At 34.5% G+C, this 20,168-nt stretch carries 12 protein-coding genes and 3 pseudogenes; 6 read left to right on the top strand and 9 right to left on the bottom strand.

The annotated features are described in order from the left end of the window. Positions 1-12 precede the first annotated feature (12 nt). The 3 genes from cgtA to murC are packed head-to-tail and all read right to left on the bottom strand — an operon-like array spanning position 13 to position 3,726. Complete coding sequence (gene cgtA, locus EA652_RS01295) at positions 13-1,035, bottom strand: Obg family GTPase CgtA (RefSeq protein ID WP_006280016.1); 1,023 nt, start codon at positions 1,033-1,035, stop codon at positions 13-15. Continuing rightward, on the bottom strand, positions 1,023-2,297 hold the full coding sequence (gene eno / locus EA652_RS01290; RefSeq protein ID WP_012673107.1) for a phosphopyruvate hydratase: 1,275 nt from the start codon (positions 2,295-2,297) through the stop codon (positions 1,023-1,025). Before eno ends, cgtA begins: the two co-directional genes overlap by 13 nt. A gap of 4 nt (positions 2,298-2,301) precedes the next feature. Next, positions 2,302-3,726: a UDP-N-acetylmuramate--L-alanine ligase gene (murC, locus tag EA652_RS01285; RefSeq protein ID WP_012673106.1), complete on the bottom strand. Its 1,425-nt coding sequence runs from the start codon at positions 3,724-3,726 to the stop codon at positions 2,302-2,304. Between the two features lie 26 nt (positions 3,727-3,752). Between murC and EA652_RS01280 the strand changes: the two genes are divergently transcribed. From EA652_RS01280 to EA652_RS01260, 4 genes are all read left to right on the top strand, one after another. Then, positions 3,753-4,427, top strand: coding sequence for a septal ring lytic transglycosylase RlpA family protein (locus EA652_RS01280; RefSeq protein WP_006280330.1), 675 nt, complete (start codon positions 3,753-3,755; stop codon positions 4,425-4,427). An 869-nt stretch (positions 4,428-5,296) separates the two neighbouring features. Further along, positions 5,297-6,661, top strand: coding sequence for an ankyrin repeat domain-containing protein (locus EA652_RS01270; protein WP_012673105.1), 1,365 nt, complete (start codon positions 5,297-5,299; stop codon positions 6,659-6,661). 157 nt (positions 6,662-6,818) lie between these two features. Beyond that, positions 6,819-8,201: an IS66-like element ISWen3 family transposase gene (locus tag EA652_RS01265; RefSeq protein WP_007548562.1), complete on the top strand. Its 1,383-nt coding sequence runs from the start codon at positions 6,819-6,821 to the stop codon at positions 8,199-8,201. 84 nt (positions 8,202-8,285) lie between these two features. Then, positions 8,286-9,773, top strand: coding sequence for a type II secretion system protein GspD (locus EA652_RS01260; protein WP_006280171.1), 1,488 nt, complete (start codon positions 8,286-8,288; stop codon positions 9,771-9,773). A gap of 7 nt (positions 9,774-9,780) precedes the next feature. Here EA652_RS01260 and EA652_RS01255 read toward each other — a convergent pair whose 3' ends face one another. Then, complete coding sequence (locus EA652_RS01255) at positions 9,781-10,710, bottom strand: P44/Msp2 family outer membrane protein (protein WP_006280172.1); 930 nt, start codon at positions 10,708-10,710, stop codon at positions 9,781-9,783. A gap of 66 nt (positions 10,711-10,776) precedes the next feature. Further along, positions 10,777-12,003, bottom strand: coding sequence for a tRNA (N(6)-L-threonylcarbamoyladenosine(37)-C(2))-methylthiotransferase MtaB (gene mtaB / locus EA652_RS01250; RefSeq protein ID WP_010082135.1), 1,227 nt, complete (start codon positions 12,001-12,003; stop codon positions 10,777-10,779). A gap of 389 nt (positions 12,004-12,392) precedes the next feature. Here mtaB and gatA point away from each other — a divergent pair, with 389 nt between their 5' ends. Then, the gene (gene gatA / locus EA652_RS01245; protein WP_012673103.1) at positions 12,393-13,862 is read left to right on the top strand and encodes an Asp-tRNA(Asn)/Glu-tRNA(Gln) amidotransferase subunit GatA; all 1,470 of its coding nucleotides are present in this window, start codon (positions 12,393-12,395) and stop codon (positions 13,860-13,862) included. A 158-nt stretch (positions 13,863-14,020) separates the two neighbouring features. Here the strand turns inward: gatA and EA652_RS01240 are convergent. Continuing rightward, a pseudogene (locus tag EA652_RS01240) lies at positions 14,021-15,315 on the bottom strand (IS4 family transposase). Positions 15,316-15,407: 92 nt separating this feature from the next. Between EA652_RS01240 and EA652_RS01235 the strand changes: the two are divergent. Continuing rightward, positions 15,408-16,355, top strand: a pseudogene (locus EA652_RS01235) (IS4-like element ISWosp9 family transposase); the annotation flags it as partial. Between the two features lie 36 nt (positions 16,356-16,391). Here the strand turns inward: EA652_RS01235 and EA652_RS01230 are convergent. The 3 genes and pseudogenes from EA652_RS01230 to EA652_RS01210 form a co-directional block, all read right to left on the bottom strand. After that, positions 16,392-17,723: a DNA recombination protein RmuC gene (locus EA652_RS01230; RefSeq protein WP_007548651.1), complete on the bottom strand. Its 1,332-nt coding sequence runs from the start codon at positions 17,721-17,723 to the stop codon at positions 16,392-16,394. A gap of 173 nt (positions 17,724-17,896) precedes the next feature. Next, positions 17,897-18,877 (bottom strand): annotated as a pseudogene (locus EA652_RS07605) (IS3 family transposase). Between the two features lie 209 nt (positions 18,878-19,086). Continuing rightward, the gene (locus EA652_RS01210) at positions 19,087-20,016 is read right to left on the bottom strand and encodes an AEC family transporter (protein ID WP_006279391.1); all 930 of its coding nucleotides are present in this window, start codon (positions 20,014-20,016) and stop codon (positions 19,087-19,089) included. Positions 20,017-20,168 lie beyond the last annotated feature (152 nt).

Below are 20,168 nucleotides of genomic sequence, written 5' to 3'. Positions count from 1 at the left end.
TAAATAGAAAATTTACGCTTTAAAAGGATCATATACATCGATTTCCTTAGAATTACTCTTTTTCAATTTTTCACTTAATAATCTTAAAATAGGCTGTAAATCACCATTAATTGATAAGCACAGCACTTCTTTATTGAGATAATTAGCTAGGTGATTCTTCTTTTCCAGAATTTCTGCTTCCCTCAATAAGTCGCATTTGTTTAATACTACAATCTCTTCTTTTTCAACAAGATCACTATTGTAAAGTTCCAATTCATTATGGATACAACTATAAGCCGAAACAACGTCATCGTGAGTTACATCGATTAAATGAAGTAAAATTTGACACCTTTCTATGTGCTTTAAAAATTTATGCCCGAGCCCAACTCCAAGGTGAGCATCAGTAATTATTCCAGGAATATCTGCTATTACAACTTCGCTATCATCCACTTTTACCATGCCTAAATGAGGTCTTACGGTGGTAAATGGATAATCGCCTACTTTTGTATCGGAATTTGAGCAGCGAGTCAAAAATTTTGATTTACCTGCGTTTGGCATGCCAATAATTCCAACATCTGATAAAACTTTTAGTTTTAATAATACATGTTTTTCTTCGCCAGGCTGACCGTAAGTAAAATGTCTTGGTGCCTTATTAGTAGAAGATTTAAAATTAGTATTTCCAAGTCCACCTTTTCCACCCTGTGCTACTTGAAATTCCATACCAGGCTTGTCAAGGTCTACTATTATCTCTTCACTTTCTTCATCAATTATTTGTGCACCAACTGGAACTTTAAGTATAACGTCTTTCCCTGCTGTGCCAGATCTATCCCTGCCTGCACCATTTTTTCCACTATCTGCTTTAATGTGTCTTCTATAACGAAAATGAAGCAAAGTGTTGAGATTAGCGTCGCTGATGAAAACTATGTTTCCACCCTTTCCTCCATTACCACCATTTGGACCACCAAATTCAACGAACTTTTCTCGACGAAAACTTGCACAGCCATCACCACCGTCACCGGCTTTTAAACACAATTTTACTTCGTCTATAAAACCCATGCTAACCCACGATAATATTTAGCATCCTTTCCTAACGTGCTTTCTATTCTCATTAGCTCATTATACTTCGCGAGTCTATCAGAACGCGATAGCGACCCGGTTTTTATTTGCCCGCAATTTGACGCAACTGCTATGTGGGATATTGTTGTGTCTTCTGTTTCACCTGAGCGATGAGAAACAACAGCTTTATAGCCATTTGATTTTGCCATTTCAATAGCAGCAAAAGTTTCTGTTAACGTCCCTATTTGATTTGGCTTGATCAGTACAGCATTTGCCATTTTTTCCTCTATTCCTTTGCATATCAGTTCACAATTTGTAACAAACAAATCATCCCCGACCAATTGAATTTTATTCCCTAGTTTTGCAGTAAGCAATTTCCAGCCTTCATAGTCGTCTTCACTCATTGCATCTTCTATAGAAATTATTGGATATCTTTCCACAAGGTTACAATAATATTCGGTTAACTCTTCTGAAGTAAGCCCCTTACTTTCAAATTCGTAAATTCCATCTTCATAAAAAGTAGATGAAGCAACATCAAGGCCTAGTGCAAAATCACTTTGCGCTGAATAACCTGCTGATTCTATAGCGTATATGATCAAATCAAGTGCTTCTTCAGTACTTTCAATATTTGGTGCAAAACCACCTTCATCCCCTACATTTGTGCTATAACCTTTTTTCTTAAGAATGCTACGTAAGTTGTGGAATACCTCCGCAGATATTCTAATCGCTTCGCTGAAAGTCTCAGCACCGACCGGAAGAATCATGAATTCTTGGAAATCGAGCTTATTGTCTGCATGTACTCCACCATTAATTATGTTAATGAGTGGAACCGGCATAACACTCGTCTGCTTTCCTCCCAAATATCTATATAGCGGCATTTTGAAACTGTTTGCTGCTGCTTTTGCAACTGCAAGAGACACACCCAAAGTTGCATTTGCTCCAAGTTTTGATTTGTTTTTTGTTCCATCCAGTTCAATTAATGCTTTATCAATTGCATTTTGGTCCGCTGCATTCATTCCAATGATTTCATCTGCTATTATCCCATTTACAGCTTGAACAGCTTTCAGCACTCCCTTACCACAATACCTTTTCTCATCTTGGTCCCTGAGTTCCAAGGCTTCTAATTTACCAGTTGAAGCTCCAGAAGGTACAGATGCCCTGCCTATTGCGCCATCACAGAGCTCAATTTCTACCTCAATAGTGGGGTAACCCCTGCTATCTAAAATTTCTCTTGCAAATACGTTATTGATTATCTTATTCATTACATTAAACCTTAACTTCCGCAATAAGTGCTGCAGTTTCTTTTGCTAGCTTAGCTATATTACTACCAGCACCAATAAATAATACTATATCACTTGGACTTGTCGAATCACTAATAAAATGTGAAATGAGCAAAGCATCATTCATAATTTTTGTGTTATTAAATCCATTACTGATTAAAGCTTTTTGTATATCATCAATCCCACAACCAGGAATAGGCTTGTCTTCTGGGGGATGAACAGGAGTGAGGATGACATAATCAAACATCATGAAAATTCGTATGAATTCATCAAAAAAATTACGAATGCGGGCAAAACGAAGTGGTTCGATAATTCCTATTACTTTTCCTTTAGTAATCGAACGTGCAGCCGTTAAAGTTGCATATATTTCATTTGGATGATGGGCATAATCCTCAATTAACTTAACACCTTTAATATCGGCAATCAAAGAGAATCTTCTTGCTACTCCTTGAAATTCCAAAAGGCCTTTTTTAATCTCTGCATCGCTAATTCCGAGCTTTATCGCAACTGATATTGCAGCTAGTGCGTTACTGACTTTATGCATTCCTATTGTGTTTGATAGTACTACGTTTTTTATTCTGTGGTTATTGTCAATCAACACGTCAAATTCTATGCTGTTAGCATGCTGTTTAATGTTGCTGGCTCTAATGTTACCACTTTCAAACCCAAACATCATAGAGTTACTTGCATCATAATTAATGCCTACAGAATCAGGCAAAATTGCAAAATCTGCTTTATTTATAAATTGAGAGAATGCATGCTTAATATCGTCAAATGTACCATAATGATCCATATGATCGTCGTTAATACTCGTTATGACAGTAATATTTGCAGGAATTTTTAGCATGGTTCCATCAGACTCATCAGCTTCGATTAAAAAAATGTCACTCTTTCCAAGTCTTGAATTACTCTGATACGAATTTAGTATTCCTCCCACAATTACAGTTGCATCGATATTAGAATGATCAAAAATGGAAGCAATCATTGCTGTTGTCGTTGTCTTACCGCTCGAACCTGAAACCGCTATCACATATTTATCTCTTAAAAGTTCAGCAAGTATGTCTGATCTATGCAAAATGGTTTTATTGTTATTTCTCGCTGTTACTAATTCCACATTATCAGATTCTATCGCAGAAGAATGTACAACTATTTGAGCTTGGCTTATATTATTAGCATTGTGACCAATGTAAACTTCTATACCCAGCTTTTGTAATCTATCTACATTGTTGTTTGACTGCGCATCACTGCCTTGAACTTTGTAATTGGAATTGTGAAGAATTTCAGCAATAGCGCTCATTCCAATTCCACCTATACCAATAATATGTATTATTCCTTTTTGAGTTTTGTTAATATTTAGCAGTAGATGTTTACTCATTACTAAATTTATTATAGTATAATTTAAAATCCTCATAGTATCGAACCCTCTTACCGAATACAATGATAAAAAACCTAGCCTTCCTATGTCTAATATTCGTTTTGATGAGTAGTTGCAGTTTTAGCAACAGGTTTAACTGCACTGCAGGTCATTATAAAATTGGCAGCAGCTACACAATAAATGGTATAACTTATTATCCAAAAAACTGTAAACACTATGAAGAGATAGGGATAGCATCGTGGTATGGAATAGAAGATCATGGCACACTTACAGCAAATGGTGAAGCGTTTAACCGTCACTTGATCTCTGCAGCGCATAAGACTTTGCCCTTACCCTGCTTTGTTCTTGTCACTAATTTAGAAAATGGAAGAAAGCTTGTTACAAGGGTTAACGATAGAGGGCCTTTTATTGAAGGCAGAATAATAGACTTATCAGAAAAAGCAGCTCAAGTCTTAGGATTTCATAAATCTGGGCTTGCAAAAGTAAAAGTTCAATACCTAAGAAAGATGTCAGAACAATTGATACAAAATACTCCTCATTACAGAAAGCAATATGAAAAAGAAATGCAGAAACGTCATCCGAAACAAGACAGTGCAGAAAGTAAGGGATATGTTGCATTTTTTAAAAGTGCTCAGGCTGCTAAATCAGCTGCATCAAAGCTTCGCAATCAAGGAATAAAAAATGTTAGATTGCTTTTTAAGAACGATCAATATTGCGTGAAAGTGAGTTATAGGTAGTGGTGAGTGCAGAATTTGAAAGATTTGGTTAATGTAAGGAACGCTGGCTAACTATTGTAAGTTAAAAATGTGATATAAAAAAGATATCAACAATTTATAGCTATACCACCGCGATATCTCTTAGCCGCTAACACGTAGCGGAATGACGAGCTTATCGTCACGCCACCGCTAACCGTCATACCGCGATTTATTCGCGGTATCTCAGCCGCTAACAAGTAGCGAAATGACAGCAATCCTACGTCATGCCGCCGCTAACCGTCATACCGCGATTCATTCGCGGTATCTCAGCCGCTAACAAGTAGCGGGATGACGAGCTTATCGTCATGCCACCGCGAACCGTCATGCCGCGATTCATTCGCGGTATCTCAGCCGCTAACAAGTAGCGGGATACTTGACCTTTACAGGAATGACAGTTGTCGTTTAGCTATAAATATTAAGAAATTTACCAAATGAAAAAAAAGGCAAAGAAACCCTAGGGTAGCTAGTATTCAAATTCTCCCTTGTCTATTTGACGTCTTTTACTGTCTTAAACACTTTATAAGCGCGTTTCGGCTTGTATAGGTAGAAACCTAAAAGTTTTATAAAGACATGAGGTGCATATAGTGCAAAAAATTAAGCATGATTTACGCCAAATACATTAAGTTTTTTGTCATTAATCCACTGCAGAGATTGCGAAGATAAATAAATAGCTTCAGTTTCATGATAGGAGGGCTGGCGGAGTTTGTCAAGTAAGTTTTTCGTTTCATCCAATGCGCTGCCAAAAGTTTGTTATGCAAGAATGCACTAGCCATTTCTCACAGATTCATTTAAACTTAATCAAGTAGGAGTATTATTAACGCGAAAAGAGTTTAATTAGAGATTTAAGTGATATGGCGCGTGAGGAAGATATAAACCAATTAGTAGAAAATGGATTTGATATTAACTCAAAAGATGCAAGTGGAATCACTCTCTTGCATAAGTTCACAAAAGAAGGCGATTTAGTTGGAGTAAAGTCATTACTAGAGCACGAAGCTGATTTCAATGTCGTAGACAACGAAAATAGAAACCCTCTGCATTACGCCATTATGCATGGACACAAGAAAGTTGCTAAACTTTTTGTTAACCAACTGACAATTAATTCCAAGGATAAAAATGGATTCACTCCACTGCACCTTGCTGCACTACAAGATGACACGGAATTAATAGATTTTTTGATAACAAAAGGCGCAAAAATTAATGAAAAAGATGCCAAAGAGGGCTATACTCCTCTTCATATAGCTTCACTATACGGTTCTAAAAAAAGCGTCCAAATTTTAATTGATAGCGGAGCAAATCTCGAATGTGAAGATAACAATTTTCGTACTCCTTTGTTTTTAACCATTTATCAATGCACCGCACATTATGACAGCAGAGCAGAAATTATAGAATATCTGATAAAGAAAGGTGCAAATATAGAAGCCAAAGATGCAGAAAATAACACTACGCTTTTCCTAGCAGCGTATAACAACAAAATGCAAATAGTAAAACTTATTGCAAAAAAACAGCAAGCAAGTAACGATAAAATTAAACTTAAAGAGTTTTTTTGCACAAAAAACAACCATGGTTTTGATGCGTTAGATTGCGCTATTGAGCATAATAATAGAAAAATGGTAACATTTCTTGTTTCAAAGGGAATAGAAGCAAACGATCAAGATTTTAATGGTAACGCTAGGCTGCATAAAGCTAGCCATAATGGTAACACTAAAACAGTTAAGCTCTTATTGAAGCTTAAGGTAAACGTTAATGCTGTTACTAAATGTAACAGAACTCCCTTGCTACTCGCAGTTAAAAAAGGCCATACACAAATTGTGAAAATGTTATTGGAAGTTAGAGCCAATATGAACATTTGTGAGCAACAAGGTTTTGCACCTCTACATCTTGCTGTTCAAAAGGATTATTTTGATATAGCTCAGTTGTTAACAGAAAAAGGTGCAGACCTTAACATTAAGTGCAATAACGGTCATACCGCAATAGATATGTTCATTAGCAAGGCTCATAGCAAAAAAAACATCGAAGAAAATTACAAAAAATTTTGTAGATTTTTGATGCTTTACCTGAAAGAGCTACATAGTAAACACAAAGCCTGTTGTATACTTTCAACCCTAGCTCTAAGCTTAACAATTATAGGCTTACCATTTATTTTCAAGCCTATTATTAAATACAGAGAAAGAAGTACAATATATAAAAAAATTAGGGCTATGCTGGTCTACATTTAAGTACAAGAAGAGTATACAAAAAATACATAGCCAAAGCTAATACACGACAATTATCTGCTCGATGAAAATGAGATTAAATGTATCCGTTCAGCGGAGTGGCAGAATAAGGTAGACAAGGTGATCTAAAAAGATAATCATAGAGCAAAAGTGAAATAATATGGTAAACCTTTTAGAACTTTGCAAAAATTTACAGCAAAAAATAGAAAGGTTAGAAGCAAAAATAGAAAGATTGGAAAAAGAGAATGAAAGTTTAAAAGCAGAAAATAAGGCTTTAAAGATAGAAAATGCTGAGTTAAGAGAAAGACTCGGTTTAAGCTCAAAAAATTCATCAATACCAAGTTCCAAAGAGTTGTATAAAATAAAAAAGAATAAGCCGAAAAGCGAAAGGAATATTGGCGGTCAGGTTGGTCATAAAGGAAGTTTTCGCGCCAACATGGATGCAGATAAAGTAGTAAAGATAGAGTTGCCTAATACTTGCGAATGCGGAGGAGAAATTGCAATATGTGAAAAACCATATATTCATCAGAAAGTTGATCTTCCAGAAATCAAGCCTTATGTAGTGGAATATCAGTTAGAACATGGCCGTTGTCGGAGATGCGGAAAGAGAAGAAGTAGCAAGTTACCGGAAGGTGTTACGCCAGATACATTTGGTCCAAGGGTTAAGTCAATAATTGCAGCGTTCAGCGGATTCTACAAAAATTCAAAACGCGAAATAGCGAGTGTCGTAAATGATATCTTCAATTTGAACATAAGCGTCGGTAGCATATCAAATAGTGAACATAGAGTTGCTTCAAAATGCAAAAAAATGTATGAGCAGATCGAACAAGAGATAAGTAGGAGTAAAGTTCTACATATTGATGAAACGAGCCATTATAACAAAGGTAAACTCGCTTGGTGTTGGATGTTTGCAAGCAATACGGCAAGTTTTGTAAAATTTACAGAGTCAAGAGGAATGAAAGTTTTACAAAATAGTAAATTCTGCAATCGCAATAGCTTGGTAATAACTGACAGGTATGCAGCATACAATTATTTTGCCGATAAAAACAGGCAAATCTGTTGGGCACATTTATCAAGAGATTTTGAAAGATTAGCACATAGTTGGAATATTGAAGTTAAAGTTCTGGGTTGTTACTTGAGAAACGTGGCCACTGAATTATTTGCACTAAAAAAAGCTTTACTAAAAAGTGAGATAGATGTTTTGAGGTTTGTCAGACGTGCCAGAAAATTAAGAAAACGTACAAAGTATTACTTGAAGGAGATATCTCGTTTACCTGAAGCAATTGGAGCCTCTCGAGTTGCAAAAAATGTTCTGAGATCTGAAAGAATGATGTGGAAATTTTTAGATGACCCAGAAAATATTCCGCTGACAAATAACCACGCTGAACGGCAAATTCGGCATTATGTCGTTTATCGCAAAAACTCATATTTTACACAATCAAAGCGGGGAAATACATTCCTTGAGCGGATAATTTCATTATACTTAACTTGGAAACAAAGGGGTCTCAATCCTTTCCAAAATCTCCTATCTATTGTTTCTTAAACCACTCTCCTGAACGGATACGATTAAATACATTTTTAATATTTTTATAGAAATCTATTAGTATAGATTTTGTATGCTGTTCTAATGGCTATTTTTAAATGCTTAATACTCCTCTTCATTATTTCTTGCACACATCTACCTACCAAGCAATATCCTATTAACATAGACAATTATAAGCACGATTATCCGTTGCAACAATATAACACCTCTTTGGAGATTAATGAACCGGCAATACCAGAAATTATGCCTTTACCAATAGAGTTTCCCGATCTCACAATCAGTAATCAGCTTATTTCTATTAATGTTAGTGAAGAAGTATCAGTAAAGGATTTGCTGATTGAGATAGGAAAACTTTCTGACGTTAACTTGGATATGGACCCAAAAATATCAGGTAATATTATTTTAAAGCTAAAAGATAAGGATATAAACGAAGTAATTCAGAGTATAGCAAATAGCGCCAAACTGCGTTACTCAACAAGTAATGGTGTAATTAGAATTGAGCAGGACTTGCCATACGCACAAAATTATTACGTAGACTTCATCAATATTCAACATTCTGCTCAAAGCAGTTTCGTCATTAATAACAATATTACTAACAGTGATGGAAGTAACGTTGATAGGGACTATAACAATGTTATGAAGTCTCAATACAGTAGTGACTTATGGAATTCATTAGAAAAAGGCTTGAATGCAATAATGGATGTTAACGGGGTGGATGATGGCGAATTCCTCTCATCCAACAGAGAAGCTGGTGTTATTATTTTGAATGCTAGAAAAGATATCCACAAAGCTGTTGAAGAATATATTAATAAGGTTAAGAAGTTAGCGTCTTCTCAAGTAATGATAGAGGCAAAAATAGTTGAAGTTGTGCTAGATGACAAATACCTTTCTGGTATGAACTTAAATGACTTACGCGATGGAACTAAGTCTATAATAAATCAAGATAACTCCATTATTAACCTAGCAATGAACTTTGGTGCGAATGATCTAGGAGATTTAGTAAAAAATTTAGACAAATTTGGCACTTCAACTGTAATTTCAAGCCCCAGAGTACATGCTATAAATAATCAGCAAGCGATGATTTCATTTACTAAAAACCATATTTATTTTACTTCCGATATACAAAAAGATACTAGAAACTCTAATCAGACCTTAATTACCAAGATGAATAGCGTTCCAATAGGTATTGTGCTAATAATCCACCCAAGCATTAACATTGATACTAGTGAAATATTCATGGATATACATCCAACTTTATCAAGAATTAACGGCTACGTTAAAGATCCAGATATAGAGTACGTCGCACAGCAGAGTAAAATGAAATTAAATAGCGACATTCCAATTGTTGAAATCAGAGAAATGAACTCTATGTTAAAAATTAAGAGCGGTGAAATTATGGTAATCGGCGGGCTTATAGAACATAGAGAAGATAAGCAAAGCTTATTGCACCAGAAGTCAAAAAGGCTAGCGAATAATATTAGAACAGTAGAAACTGTCATTTTTTTAAAAGCAACAATCGTACCAACATTTGGTTTGTTAGATAGAAAAGATAAGAATTTATATATATATTAAATTATCACTAAAAATTAAATATCAAACCAATTTCAATATTGTGAGTAGATATGTCATCTGCAACAGGTATCGGAACGCTAAAGTAACGATAGCCGAGAAAGGTTTTGACTTCTGGGATTATTGAATAATCAACACCAAGTTTTATTTGATAAGCAAACCAAGGAACATTAAGTGGCATTGAATTTTGGGGTGACCCACTAATCCTTTTTAATCTAAAAACTGTTGGCCCTATACCAAGACCGATGTACGGAGCAAATTGTATATCCTGAACGCTGGGATTATAATAGAAGTTTAACAAAAACGCAAATATACTTGCTGATTTATCAAATACCAGAGGAGAATTACTATTTTCAATATTGGCTCTAGAATACATGGTTTCAAAATCAACTCGGCCATTTTCTCCAGCATAGTAACCTAAAGATATGCTGTTAAGCCACTGGAAATCAATTTTACCATCAAATTGCTGTATACTTTTAATTTCATTTGCCACTATATTTTTTATTATAAAACCATAATGACTTTCAACTAAAGTTAGGACTCTTTTTCCTATTTCTTGTATACCCTTTACAAATGTTTCTGAATTATCATGGTATACCTTACCACCGTTAGCGCTAACATAAAAATCAAGTTTTTTTGATTTTTCTTTTGTAGGCTCAGCTTGATCTGCAATACGTGACCACATATTTTTCTGATTAGCTACTTGGAGAATAGAAGGTTGCTTAATAGGACTACTTTCAAGTTCTTGATATTTTAAATCATTTATTAGTATTTCTTTTTCAGTAACCTCTTCAGAACGTATTACACTTTCATTATTATCTGTTTCTAATTTTAAGGGTTGTACTTGCTCAATGTGTGTATCATTACTAATATAAGTAATAAAAAAATAGACACATGAAATGAAAATCAAAAATAAAGTAATAGATATTCTAGTTATCATAAATGAATTCACAATTATCATTTACAGTATAATTACTATATCGTATATTTCTTCAATGTACAAAAATTAAGAAAAAATATTTCCAATTAGATAATTATTTTCCACTCCTTTAACATTAACTTTCACAATACTCTTGGCTTGAGCTTTTGATTCAAGCTTTATTAATGCAAAATTTTCTGCTCTACCGACATTATTTTGCTCAACCAGAACACTTTGCTTAGTGTTGATCAAGGATTGACAAAAACTGCTCATAATTTCTTTATTTACTTCTCTTAAATTTTTTACTCGTTCTTTACGCACATTCTCTGGTACTTGTGGCATTCGTGCAGCAGGTGTATTTTTCCGCTCTGAATATGGAAAAGCATGTAGGTAAACTATATTTGTTTTTTTCAGTAAATCAACTGTATCCTGAAACATTTCATCAGTTTCTGTTGGAAATCCAGCAATAATATCAGCGCCAAATGCTATATTAGGCCTCAAGCTCTTCATTTTATGACAAAATTCTATCACTTGTTCTCTGTTGTGACGACGCTTCATTCTCTTTAGTATTAAATTATTACCAGATTGTAGACTCAAATGTAAATGAGGCATAAGTCTTGACTCATTAGCTATTAAATCCATTAATTCGTCGTCAACTTCAGCAACATCGATAGAGGAAAGTCTTAGCCTCTTCAACTCTGGTATATCCTTTAAAACTCTCCTAATCATTGAACCAAGTGATGGCTTACCCAACAAATCTGTACCAAAGTCAGTAATATCAACCCCTGTAAACACTACTTCTTGATATCCATTTTCTACAAAGATCCTGATTTGCTCTATAATACTGTTTATTGGCACAGATCGATTATTCCCTCTTGCCTCAGTAATTGAACAAAATGTGCAGCTATGATTACAACCATTTTGAATTTCAATAAATGCCCTTGACTTATCTTCAAATCCATTAATTAGAACAGGTTCTACTTGGTTATCACTGACCAAGATTTTATCGTCATTTAGTAAGTAATTTTCAGCTTTTAGCTTATCTTGATTACCGAGCACTTTACTTACACCAGGAATGCTACTGTAAACTTCTGGATCCAACTGAACAGCACAACCAACTACGATAATTTCTTTATTTGGATCATTTTTGTAAATCTTACGTATCTTTTGCTTTACCTGACGTTCTGCTTCGTTTGTCACTGCACAGCTATGCACCACAACAACATTTTCTCTCTTTGCTTTTTTTAATGCTTCTTTGATTAACTCGCTCTCGTAAAAATTTAGACGACAACCAAATGTTATCACTTCATTCATGTTAGTATTTTTTGCTTTAATAGACCTAAATTATATCAAATATCCAAGCAAAGTCTCTTGCATGACTATTTTTTTGTAAATAAATGCTATGCAAGCAGCAGACACTGGGATCTCAACGATTTTCACTCAGACACAGTATCACTCCTTTGCTTATTATAGTCTTTTGACCTTTTTAAGATACAATCCGGATTGGATACTGAGTTGGTGAGTATAAAAGTATAGCTTCTACGTCATACCGCTGCGGTATCTCTTAGCCGCTAACAAGTAGCGGGATGACGATTGTCGGTGAATCTAAGTTACCTTAGCTACATTTCTAGCTGTAACTATAAATGTATGGATTTTTTATCGTGCCATGTTATAATTAACGTCTTGCTAAAAATTAAATATTGATGAATGAACTAAGAAAGTTAAGTATTACACAAATGCATGACGGGCTCAAAAAAAAGAGTTTTTCTGCCGTTGAACTCGTAGAGGCGCACATCAGTGCGGTTGAAAATGAGAAATTAAATGCATTTATAACAAAAACCCCAGAGATAGCAATGAAAGCTGCTAAAGCTGCAGATGAACATTTCTCTAGGCAAAAGGATGATTTAATCTCGCCGCTCATGGGTGTACCAGTTGGCATCAAAGATCTATTCTGTACAAAAGGAATAAAAACAACAGCATGCTCAAAAATGCTGGAAAATTTCGTTCCGACTTACGAATCTACGGTGTCTGACTTGCTTTTAAAAAGTGGAGCAGCCATGCTCGGTAAGCTTAATATGGATGAATTTGCTATGGGTTCTGCGAACACAAATAGCTATTTTGGCCCTGTTGAAAATGTGTGGATTAGAAAAAGCGATGGGGAAAAAGTTGTTCCTGGTGGATCATCTGGTGGATCTGCAGCATCGGTTGCTGGATTTTTATGCGCTGGAGCGTTAGGGAGCGACACCGGTGGATCTGTACGCCAACCAGCAGCTTATTGTGGAGTGGTTGGAATAAAGCCAACTTATGGAAGATGCTCGCGTTTTGGTATGATTGCATTTGCGAGTTCTCTGGATCAAGCAGGAGTCATTACTCGTTCTGTCTCTGATTCAGCATTAATGCTGGAAGCAATTTGTGGCTATGATACAAAAGATTCAATATCGAGCGAAAAGCCAGTGCCTAAACTTTCTAGCTTTATAAATGGTGATGTCAAGGGTAAGTGTATTGGTATACCAAAAGAATATAGGATGGATGGAATTTCAGAGGAAATAGTTCATAATTGGGAAAGAGTTGCTTCCTATTTAAAAGAAAATGGCGCTGAAGTTGTTGACATTACTCTGCCACATACTAAATATGCAATACCAGTCTATTATTTAATCTGTTCTGCTGAAACTTCATCCAATCTTGCTCGTTACGATGGTGTGCGTTATGGATTAAGGGTTGATGCTGATACCCTTGAAGAAATGTATTCACTAACAAGAGCAGAAGGTTTCGGTAAAGAGGTGAAAAGAAGAATTTTAATTGGCGCTTATGCGCTTTCCTCAGGTCATTACAATGAATATTACGAAAAAGCACAGTGTATCAGGGCATTAATCAGAAATGATTTTATAAAAGCGTTTGAAAAAATAGATTACATACTTGTGCCATCTGCTCCAACAGAAGCTTTTGGCTTAAATGAAAAGCCAGATCCGCTAATTATGTGCATCAATGATGTGTTTACTGTGCCGGCAAGTCTGGCAGGATTGCCTGCTATTTCTGTTCCTGTTGGGCTCTCCAATGAGGGTTTACCACTTGCCTTGCAAGTGATTGGAAATTATTATGATGAAGCTGGAATATTAAATGTGGCAAGTGTGATAGAGCAAAATTGCGGCAGAATAATTAGACCTCTTGCATAATCTATTTTTTGATAGTAATTTTTGCATTAAAATTTGCTTACGCTCCTCAACGTACTCTATGGTTCCATTTTTAGATGAATAGCAAAAACAGGGTATATTAATCTGTTTACAAAATTTTCGTGTAACAGTTCACACTTAATTAAACCATACGCGTCAAGTTAAGAGATTGTGAGCAAATTTAGAGAGGTTAAAGTGGATACTCTAGCCCTTCTACGTTTGTCTTTTAATGAAAATCGCGACCAAGTTATAGTGAGTTTTTTAAGAAATGCTTTTAAACTATTAATTTTGGTTAATACTAAAAATAACTCTCTAACCCGCCTTTTTAGCTCAATAAATGCCTTTGTTAAGCTAAGTTCTGTATTCTTTTTCACTTCTGTGCAACCAACTATGCCGTGAAATATAAGAATTGCGCACAATTTAGCATATAGTTCACATAATACTCTGCATGGCTTTCCTTTTAGCTTATCAAGCCTGATATGGCTTTTATACAATTTAAATAATAACTCAATTTGCCACCTTACTCTGTAAATCGTTAATACTTGCTCAGCACTAATTTTATTTTCTGGAACATTAGTTATACCAGTTCAATAATTTTTGATTTCTTTTAGAGGATCCTGCGATCTTGCTAATCTATTAGCTTTCCTTCTTCTGGCCATAGACTGTTCTTCAGTTAGTTTCTGACATATAATTCTTACTCTAATTTTTGCTTCTTTTCCTAACAATACCTCGTTTTCTAAAAATCTCTAAACATTCTAATAACTCCATTTTTTGATTTGTTTCTACATCATATACGTTGGTATCGACGACTTATGAAATAAGCTCCTATTTCATTGATTTGTTTAAAAGAACTTGGCACAAAATAACCGAGATCAGATATTAGCAAATCATTGCTTAATATATTACTTAAATGTTTCCTATATCCCTGGTCTGATCTTACCCCCTCCGTTAAATTAAGTTGGTCTATTATCTGATTCATGTAGTCGAAAACTAATTGTAACTTTATTCCAGACTTAGTATTGCTTTCATAGCCACTGTAGCTAGTACCATAACCTTTATACATCTCTTCCATACTGTTAGGTAGAGTAATATAGCTACTGTCCAATAATTTAACACTATTAAATTGCTGTAAGATTTTGCAATCAACTTGCAAGATATTTTTAAAGAGAATCACAGATTCATTATACATCCTTTTCATAAATTCCACTGCTTCTTCAGTAAATCTAAAATCCAAACCTTGTTTTGTTATATCTATCGAGTCCTCGTTTAGTAATTGACACATTGTTTCTACGCTACAATTATCAACTCCTATATTACCCAAGACCATGGCTTTTACGAATGATGAACCTTTTAGCTTTCTCTTTCTTTTTATAAACCTTGTTGTAATTGAGATTTTCTCTGCTTTTTCATTAAAAAATTCTTTGAGCTTTTTTGATAAGCAAGTTATTTTATTCATTGGTTCTCTCACTAAAAGTATATCTGGGAGAACTTATACCTTATTATTCTATCTCTTTCATACCTTTATTTCCTTAACTTGACGCGTATGGTAGCATGGAAGATATGTACAAAGGATATGGCAGTAGCTATAGAGATTGTGAGAATAATACCAAATCAGGAATAAAGCTACAGTTAGTCTTTGATTACCTGAATCAAGCGCTAGATAAGTTAAATTTTATGGAAGGAATAAGGTCGGATCAAGGTTATAGGGATTATCTGAACGGTTTATCAGCCAATGATTTGCTAATATTTGACTTGGGCTACTTTGTGCCTAGTTCTTTTAAACAGATTGATGAAGCAGGTGCATATTTTGTTAGTCGTTATAAGTCTGATACCAATATATATGATATAGAAACAAATCAAAAAATAGAGCTATTGGAGTATTTGGAAGGTCAATTATCTTCAGAAAAAGAAGTATTATTAGGAAAGGAAGTAAAAACTAAGGTAAGAATTATATGTCAAAAGCTAACTGAAGAACAGTCTATGGCTAGAAGAAGAAAGGCTAATAAATTAGCAAAGTCACATGGATATACATCTTCTCAAAAGAATCAAAAGTTATTAGATTGGTCAATATTTATAACTAATGTTCCAGAGAGTAAAATTAATGCTGAACAAATATTGACGGTTTATAGAGTAAGATGGCAAATCGAATTACTATTTAAACTATATAAAAGTCATATCAATCTTGATAAACTAAAAGGAAAGACAAATCCATTTAGAGTATTGTGCGAGCTATACGCAAAATTATGTGCTATTCTCGTATTTCACGGAATGATTGGCTGTGTAAAACTAAAAAAGAACACGGAGCTCAGTTTAACAAAGGCATTTATTGAATTGAAAAGGCGGGTTAGAGAGCTCTTTTTGATATTAAACAATATTGTCAATAATTTAAAAATTTTTCTAAAAAAGCTTACTATAATCTGGTCAAAGTTTTCTTTGAAAGACAGATATAGGAAGACCAGGGTATCTACTTTAAGCTCTCTACATTCCTTAACTTGACGCGTATGGTTTTTTGAACATTCCCTGTTAAGATGCCTAATCTACTTTCAGCCCCTCAGTATGTAAACTGCGTGGTAAAGACTCTAATTCCTTTGCAGCACTTAAACTTTTATTTTTTGCATGTATACCAAGCTTATTGAATTCTCGAGCAGCAGGAAACACCCTTGCTTCAAGAGAGCCAGCAGTTTTATTATAATGATCAACAGCACTTTTTAAGCTCCTGCGCAAATTATCAAAGTTTTCACCCATTGTGCAAATGCGCTCATATAAAATATGACCTAGTTCACTGATTTTCTTTGCGTTTTCAGCTATCATCTCTTGCTTCCATCCATACGCTATTGCTCTCAGCAACGCAATTAGAGTGATCGGTGTTGCAATGATCACTTTTTTTTCCACTCCAATCTCTATCAAAGCAGGCTCATATTCCAGTGCTGCGCTAAAAACCCCCTCCCCTGTTAAGAAAAGCACCACAAGTTCTGGCGTATTTTCAAATTGATTCCAATACTCTTTTTTACCCAAGTCATTTATGTGTTTTTTTATTGCCAGGGAATGGTTCTTTAATTTCTCCTTTTGTATTTGCAAATCATTTTGTGATATAGCATCCATGTAAGAATCAAGCGGCACTTTAGCATCTATTATTATTTGCTTTCCAGATGGCATTTTGATTATTAAATCAGGACGCAATAAATTATCCTCGTTTTTATCAATCACTGACGGCTGAGTAAAAAAATCGCAATACTCAATCATTCCTGCCATTTCTACCACTCTTTTGAGTTGCATTTCACCCCATTTGCCCCTAATGTGAGGTTTCCTCAGGGCATTAGCAAGGTTGGAAGTTTGGTTCATCAGCGCTCCAATTTGCTCCTTTAAACCTTCATAGGCCCCTACCCTCTCCTTTTCTAGCTCACGTATTTCATTATCGAATTTTTCTAATTTTTCTTTTATTGGAGTTACAACTTCGTTGATCGTTGCTTGTCTTTTTTTGAAATCGCTTTCCGTTTCTTTTAATTTACTATCGATTACTTCCTTTGCTAAGTTCAGAAAATTATTGTTATTTGTTTGCAAAGCATCAAGAGAGAGCGCTTTAAAAGTGTTTGTTAATCTCTCCTCTGCTTTTGTTAGTAATTCTATTTCCTTTTTCTTTTCCTCACGTTCTTTTTGCAGAGTTACTTCAAGTTCTGCTCTTTTGACCCTTAAATCAACTATTTCTTCATTCTTCGTAAGCAAAGTTTGCTTTGTTTCTTGAAGTTCTTGCTCTAATTTACATAAATTACCCTCAAGGTTTGCTTTCTTTTCGCTCAGTTTTTTTACGATAATGTAGAAAAATAGTAATAGAGAGACAACCAGAGCTATAGAATTGAAAAGCATCAGAATAAAAAAGCTGTATTTACAATTCTATATGATTTTTGTGTGTATAAGAAAGAAAAAAGGAGCACCTAAAGAGGTGACCTTACCCAGAAAAAGTAGAGAGAAAGTTAAGACGTTTTTATCATGAGAATAAATTGTGCAGGAATGCAATAGTTAATAGTAGAATGTCTACGTTATTTGTTATAAAAGATTTCTATGTATTCAAATATGGCAGTTCTGGTTTGTTGAGCGAGAAGTATCAATAAGCAGCTCCCTTTTAAGTGAACTTTTCTGCAACAGAGTTATCGTAACAACAGCCCTTATGGCTCATGCTGGAAATGATGTTTTTTGTATTCAATAGAAATTGGTAATTTTGAGAGGTATACTGTGACCCTTGATCGCTATGTAACAGCAGATTTTTATCGGGTTTGCGTTTATCAACGGCCATCAATAAAGAATCTATAACTAATTATCATGTTACTCATTAACCACCATGCGTGAATATAGGTCAATTATTGCCGCCAACAACCTTCTTTAGTTTTTATGTAGGTAATCCCAAACTTTATTTGGCTGATCAGTAGTAAAATTTTGATCCAATGTGTTCGGAGCCACAACTCGGTTGCTTATTTGCTGTTTTTTATTTTTGAACCTTCGTCTAAGCTTGGCTTTAATGCCATTTTCTTGCATAACACTTTGTACTGTTTTAATTTTTGCCTAAAGCTTTTAATTCAGCGTGAATTTTAGGGGCTCCATATCTGCATTTAGAAGCTTGATGTATTTTTTGAATATCTGCTAGAAGCCCTTCTTTTGCTAATTCTTTACTGCTTTTTTCCTTAGCAACCAATACCACCAGTACAAAACCCTACATAGTTCCTGTGTTTTATAGCAATTTCTATATAAAAGAATACTTTACTCTTTTTCTTTGCCCATGGCTTTTTTTAAGATGTCTCTTTCTCTTATTAGCTCTTTTTTTAGATCAAATCTTTCTTTGTCATAAGGAGCCTTTGCCTGGAAATGCGTATGCTCCAGACATTTTTCCATCATATTTTCTTACTTAACATACTGCTATCTATACCTAGATCTTTTGCTATTTTTGTACTTGCTTGACCTGTTTCTTTAACCAGCTTAACAGCTTCTAATTTGAATTCTGCTGTATATTCTCTTCTATTTGTCATATTTTGAAAAAACGTTTTATTTTACTCCAAAAACGTTTTAACTTTCTCTCTACTTTTTCTGGGTAAGGTCAATTTACCGCCGCGGCGCTAACTAGTAGCGGGATGACGGGTTACCAAATTGTAGAAGTTGCTTTAGCTATAAATTCAAGTTTTATCAATGTCTTGTGTTGTTACCCAAATAATGGTTGTGCAAGCGCTTAATTTTTTGATCAAAAAGGAACAAGTTTAGTAAAAAATAATGATATTATTAGTGGAACATAAAACAGTCCCACTGCAGTACTGATTAGAAGCAACAGAGTAGCTTTATCTGGTTGATAATTCAAAATATTAGCAAGTATTATACTGGACCCAGAAACTGGAATAATAGCCAGCAACATCAGTGCTTTATATATGCTCTCATCGTATATACCTATAACATGCTTGTCTAAAAGGACAATTCCTAAAACAAACAGTGGCCAGAATACGTACTTTGCTGTAATAGTGATCAAAGCAAGCTTCCAATCTATTTTAAAGCTTGCAATATTCGCAATGCTCACTCCAAGTAGCACCATTCCTAATGTGACAAATGTACTTCTAATATTCATCATAACATCTGTTAAAAAAGTAGGTATTTGTATATCGTATATACTTAAAAAGAAGCCCAGAACCATCGCATAAAGCGAAGGAAGTTTGAACAACTTTAATATGCATTCTTTTGCAGTATAAATACCATTTGCAGCTATGTAAAATCCTAAGCTGTTTTCAAATAGCGCCATTCCTATATAACAAACAACATATACAGATACTGAATCTTCATCAAATAAAGCCATGGCAATCGGCAGGCCAAAATAACCCATACTTGTGCTGCCCGAGCTAAATGCTAATATGTTTCTTGTGTTATCCTTAAATAAAAAAGAAGAAAGATAATACACTGATAAGGACATAGTGCTACCTATAAACCATATCAAAATCGGCAGAGAAATTACTTTTAAGTTAACTTCTGTATGAGAGACTCCATATAAAATCACTATTGGATTAGCTATATAAAAAAGTATTTGAGATATAGTGTTTCTATCAATTTTAAGATATTTTCCTGCTAAGTAACCAATAAATATTGTAATATAAATAGGTAATATTTTGAGAAAAAGAGTAAGGAACATACTAGCCTATTGTAATATTTTTGATTGATAAAGTGACATTAGATCTTAAGGTGTTGTAAAAGTAAACAAAATTTATTTTCCAATTTATCCAGCTCATAGTTAATTAAATTAGTGCCAAAATTTGTTTTTACATAGGACTTAAGAATGACATT

This window comes from Wolbachia endosymbiont of Drosophila ananassae, from assembly GCF_008033215.1.
In the GTDB taxonomy this organism is placed as follows: Bacteria; Pseudomonadota; Alphaproteobacteria; order Rickettsiales; family Anaplasmataceae; genus Wolbachia; species Wolbachia pipientis.
This window is presented reverse-complemented; position numbering and strand designations above follow the sequence as displayed.